Origin of the sequence: Mycobacterium sp. (genome assembly GCF_035653355.1) — a bacterium.
GTDB lineage: Bacteria > Actinomycetota > Actinomycetes > Mycobacteriales > Mycobacteriaceae > Mycobacterium.
In genome coordinates this window covers 1-4,483 of sequence record NZ_DASRBZ010000406.1, presented here as the reverse complement: position 1 = coordinate 4,483, position 4,483 = coordinate 1, and the positions used below count along the sequence as shown (strand labels likewise).

Sequence of the window (4,483 nt, the reverse complement as noted above, 5' to 3'; positions counted from 1 at the left end):
CATTGCCGGATCCGGCAGCGACGTCTAGCACGCGATCGCCGGGGCCGATACCGGTGGCGGCAACCAATACCGGCCCGATGGGAGCCATCACCTCCTCCGCAATCCGCGCATAGTCGCCCATTGCCCACGTCGCGCGATGGGTGGCGGCCGATATGTGCTCGCCGGCCGGAAGGTCGATGCTCATGTAAGTCTCCTAACGCTTGGTCGGGTCTTCAACGACCTCGTTGTCCTTGCTGCGGTGGCCCCTAGCAGTCGCCGCACAACGGCCATAGTAGCTATAAGCAACAGTATAGTAATGCGATAGTTGACTATTATTATGCTGTGGAAGTCCTATGGGTTGACCGTCACGCGAAGAGAGCCGACGCTCGTCTCATTCCTAGACTGGGCCAGTGCGTCTCGTCTTCGCCGGCACTCCCGAATCCGCCTTGCCCGCGTTGCGTCGACTCATGGACTCGCCCCGGCATGACGTGATCGCAGTGCTGACTCGCCCGGACGCGGCGTCCGGGCGGCGGGGCCGGCCCGAGCCGTCACCGGTGGCGCGGGCGGCTCTCGACCTGGGTATCCCGGTGCTGCGGCCACCGCGGCCCAACTCCGCCCAATTCGTCGCCGAACTCGCTGAGCTGGCACCCGAATGCTGCCCGGTGGTGGCCTACGGCGCCCTTCTCGGTGACAAGCTGCTCGCGATCCCCCCGCACGGCTGGGTCAACTTGCACTTCTCGTTGCTGCCGGCGTGGCGCGGAGCCGCCCCCGTGCAGGCGGCCATCGCCGCCGGCGACACGATCACCGGCGCCACAACCTTCCAAATCGAGCGGAGCCTCGATTCCGGGCCGGTCTACGGCGTCGTCACCGACGAGATTCGGCCGACGGACACGGCGGGCGAGCTGCTTGACCGACTGGCTGTTTCGGGTGCCGCGCTGCTGGAGACCACGCTTGACGGCATCGCCGACGGGACGCTGGCCCCGGTGCCGCAGCCCGCCGACGGGGTGAGCTTCGCTCCCAAGATCACGGTCGAGCAAGCGCGGGTGCGCTGGGACCTGCCGGCGCAGATTGTCGAGCGGCGGATCCGCGCCGTCACCCCCAAGCCCGGTGCATGGACACTCATCGGTGAACAGCGGGTCAAACTCGGGCCGGTAAGCATCGACAGCGAAGCGCCAAAGGTTTTGGAACCCGGGCGTATCCACGTCGGACGCCATGACGTCTGGATCGGCACCGCGTCAGAAGCGGTCCGACTCGGCCAAATCCAGCCACCCGCAAAGAAGCTCATGAACGCCGTCGACTGGGCCCGCGGCGCTCGCCTCGACCCGGAGACGCGAGCAGTATGAGCCGCCACGGGAGCCCACGCGGCAGTCGGCCATCTCGGACCGCCAACCGGCGCCGGCCACGCCGTCGGCCGCTTGACCCGGCCCGTCGCGCCGCCTTCGACGTGCTGCAGGCTGTCACCGAGCGCGATGCCTACCCCAACCTGGCGCTGCCTGCGCTGCTGCGCGAGCGCGGAATCAGCGGTCGCGACGCCGCGTTCGCTACCGAACTGACCTACGGCACCTGTCGCAGCCAGGGCCTGCTCGACGCGATCATCGGAGCGGCCGCCGGGCGCCCCCCGCAATCCATCGACCCGATGCTGCTCGATCTGCTGCGGCTCGGCGCCTACCAATTGCTGCGCACCCGGGTCGACGCGCACGCCGCGGTGTCCACCACCGTCGAACAAGCGGGCATCGAATTCGATTCTGCCCGAGCCGGTTTCGTCAACGCCGTGCTACGAACCATCAGCGGCCGCGACGAACAGAGCTGGGTGGCGGAGTTGGCTCCCGATCCGGCGAGTGATCCGATCGGCTACACCGCCTTCGCTCACGCCCACCCGCGGTGGATCGCACAGGCCTTTGCCGACGCGCTGGGCTCGGCGGCCGGTGAACTCGAGGCAGTGCTGGCCAGTGACGACGAACGCCCGCTGGTGCACTTGGCGGCACGCCCCGGTGTGTTGACCGCCGCGCAGCTGGCCGACGCCGTGCACGGCAGCGGCGGTCGGTATTCGCCGTATGCGGTATATCTACCCGGCGGTGACCCCGCGCAGCTGCCGGCGGTGCGCGACGGCCACGCCCTGGTCCAAGACGAAGGCAGCCAACTGGTGGCCCGCGCGCTGACGCTGGCGCCGGTCGACGGCGACACCGGTCGCTGGCTGGACCTGTGCGCGGGGCCGGGCGGGAAGACCGCGCTGCTGGCGGCGATCGGCATTGACCGCGGAGCCCGGGTCACCGCAGTGGAGCCGTCCGCGCACCGCGCCGACCTGGTCGAGCAGAACACCCGCGGGCTGCCCGTCGACGTGCTGCGCGTCGACGGCCGGCGAAGCGGCCTTGACCCGGGCTTCGACCGGGTGCTCGTGGACGTGCCGTGCACCGGCCTGGGCGCGCTGCGCCGACGGCCGGAGGCCCGCTGGCGGCGCCAGCCCACCGACATCCCGGCGCTGACCAAGCTGCAACGCGAACTGTTGGAGGCGGCGATTGCACTGACCCGGCCCGGCGGCGTGGTGCTGTATGCAACCTGTTCGCCGCACCTGGCCGAAACCGTCGGCGTGGTCGCCGATGCGCTGCGCCGACATCCGGTGTGCGCCTTGGACGCCCGGCCGCTGTTCGAACCTGTCGAGCAGCTTGCCGACGGCCCTTATGTCCAGCTGTGGCCGCACCGGCACGGCACCGACGCCATGTTCGCCGCGGCCCTCAGAGTAGGCCCACAGTAAGCTCAAACCCATGTCCGGCAAGACCGATCGGCCCCTGATAGCGCCCTCGATCCTGAACGCGGATTACGCCCGTCTCGCCGACCAGGTCGCCGCCGTGACCGGCGCGGACTGGCTGCACGTGGACGTCATGGACAACCATTTCGTGCCCAACCTGACGATCGGTCTGCCGGTAGTCGAAAGCCTGTTGAAGGTCACTGACATTCCGATGGACTGCCATCTGATGATCGAAGACCCGGACCGGTGGGCACCGCCGTACGCCGAAGCCGGCGCCTACAACGTCACCTTCCATGCCGAGGCCACCGACAACCCGGTCAAGGTGGCCCGCGACATCCGGGCCGCTGGGGCCAAGGCGGGGCTGAGCATCAAGCCCGGCACCGCGCTCGAGCCCTACCTCGACATCCTCAAGGACTTCGACACGTTCCTGGTCATGTCGGTGGAGCCGGGGTTCGGTGGCCAGGAGTTCATGGCCGAAGTGTTGGGGAAGGTGCGCAAAGTCCGCAAGATGGTCGATTCCGGCGAGCTGACCATCCTGGTCGAGATCGACGGCGGCATCAACGCCGACACCATCGAGCAGGCCGCCGAAGCGGGCGTTGACTGTTTTGTCGCCGGGTCGGCCGTCTACGGCGCCGACGACCCGGCCGCCGCGGTCGAGGCACTCCGCCGGCAGGCCGGCGCGACGTCACCGCATCTGCGACGATGAACACCCAGGTGGCCATCAGCTACGACGCCGCCATGCGACTCGCCGTTGAGCACGCTGAGCTGGTCAAGGGCAGCACCTATCCCAACCCGCCGGTCGGTGCGGTCATCCTCGACCGCGACGGCCGAGTCGCCGGCGCCGGCGGCACCGAACCGGCCGGCAGCGCGCATGCCGAGATCGTGGCGCTGCGCCGCGCCGGCAGCCTGGCCGCGGGCGGTACCGCTGTCGTCACCTTGGAGCCCTGCAACCACTACGGCAAGACCCCGCCATGCGTGGACGCGCTGCTCGACGCCGGTATCGCCACGGTGGTGTATGCGGTCGCCGACCCGAACCCGATCGCGGCCGGGGGAGCGGCCCGGCTGGCCGCGGCGGGCGTACACATGGTGCCCGGTGTGCAGGCAGAACTGGTCGCGTCCGGACCGCTACGGGAGTGGCTGCACAAACAGCGCACGGGGCTGCCGCACGTGACGTGGAAGTACGCGACCAGCATCGACGGGCGCAGCGCAGCAGCCGACGGCTCCAGCCAGTGGATCACCAGCGAGGCGGCTCGCGCGGACCTGCATCGCCGCCGCGCCGCCGCCGATGCCATCGTGGTCGGCACCGGCACAGTGCTCACCGACGATCCGGCATTGACCGCTCGGCTCGCCGACGGCAGTCTCGCCGCGCGGCAGCCGCTGCGCGTCGTGGTGGGTAAGCGCGAAATCCCTTCGGAGGCACAAGTTCTCAACGATGATTCGCGCACCATGGTGATCCGCACCCATGATCCGCACGAGGTGCTCAAGGCCTTGTCGGATCGTACCGACGTGCTGCTCGAGGGTGGGCCGACGCTCGCGGGCGCCTTCCTGCGTGCAGGAGCGATCGACCGCATCCTGGCCTATGTTGCGCCGATCCTGCTGGGCGGTCCGATCACCGCGGTCGATGACGTCGGGGTCCCCAGCATCGCCCGGGCCCTGCGCTGGCGGTTCGACGGCGTCGAGCGGGTGGGTCCGGATCTGCTGCTGAGCCTGGTCCCGCGCTAGACCGCGACGGGCTAGGCCGTGGTGGGCCCCACGGCC

At 69.6% G+C, this 4,483-nt stretch carries 4 protein-coding genes and 1 pseudogene; 4 read left to right on the top strand and 1 reads right to left on the bottom strand.

What is annotated here, in order from left to right; all coding sequences use genetic code 11:
* Positions 1–184 (bottom strand): annotated as a pseudogene (locus tag VFA16_RS13970) (SAM-dependent methyltransferase); the annotation flags it as partial.
* Between the two features lie 205 nt (positions 185–389).
* Here VFA16_RS13970 and fmt point away from each other — a divergent pair.
* Genes fmt through ribD form a run of 4 tightly spaced genes read left to right on the top strand, consistent with a single transcriptional unit; the run spans position 390 to position 4,447 of the window.
* Positions 390–1,322 (top strand): methionyl-tRNA formyltransferase, encoded by a 933-nt coding sequence (gene fmt, locus VFA16_RS13965; protein WP_324968391.1) that lies wholly within the window; start codon positions 390–392, stop codon positions 1,320–1,322.
* Complete coding sequence (locus tag VFA16_RS13960) at positions 1,319–2,731, top strand: rRNA small subunit methyltransferase B (RefSeq protein ID WP_324968390.1); 1,413 nt, start codon at positions 1,319–1,321, stop codon at positions 2,729–2,731. Before fmt ends, VFA16_RS13960 begins: the two co-directional genes overlap by 4 nt.
* Before the next feature lie 10 nt (positions 2,732–2,741).
* On the top strand, positions 2,742–3,431 hold the full coding sequence (gene rpe / locus VFA16_RS13955; RefSeq protein WP_324968389.1) for a ribulose-phosphate 3-epimerase: 690 nt from the start codon (positions 2,742–2,744) through the stop codon (positions 3,429–3,431).
* Positions 3,428–4,447, top strand: coding sequence for a bifunctional diaminohydroxyphosphoribosylaminopyrimidine deaminase/5-amino-6-(5-phosphoribosylamino)uracil reductase RibD (gene ribD, locus VFA16_RS13950; RefSeq protein WP_324968388.1), 1,020 nt, complete (start codon positions 3,428–3,430; stop codon positions 4,445–4,447). The genes rpe and ribD overlap by 4 nt, the downstream gene beginning before the upstream one ends.
* Positions 4,448–4,483: the final 36 nt, after the last annotated feature.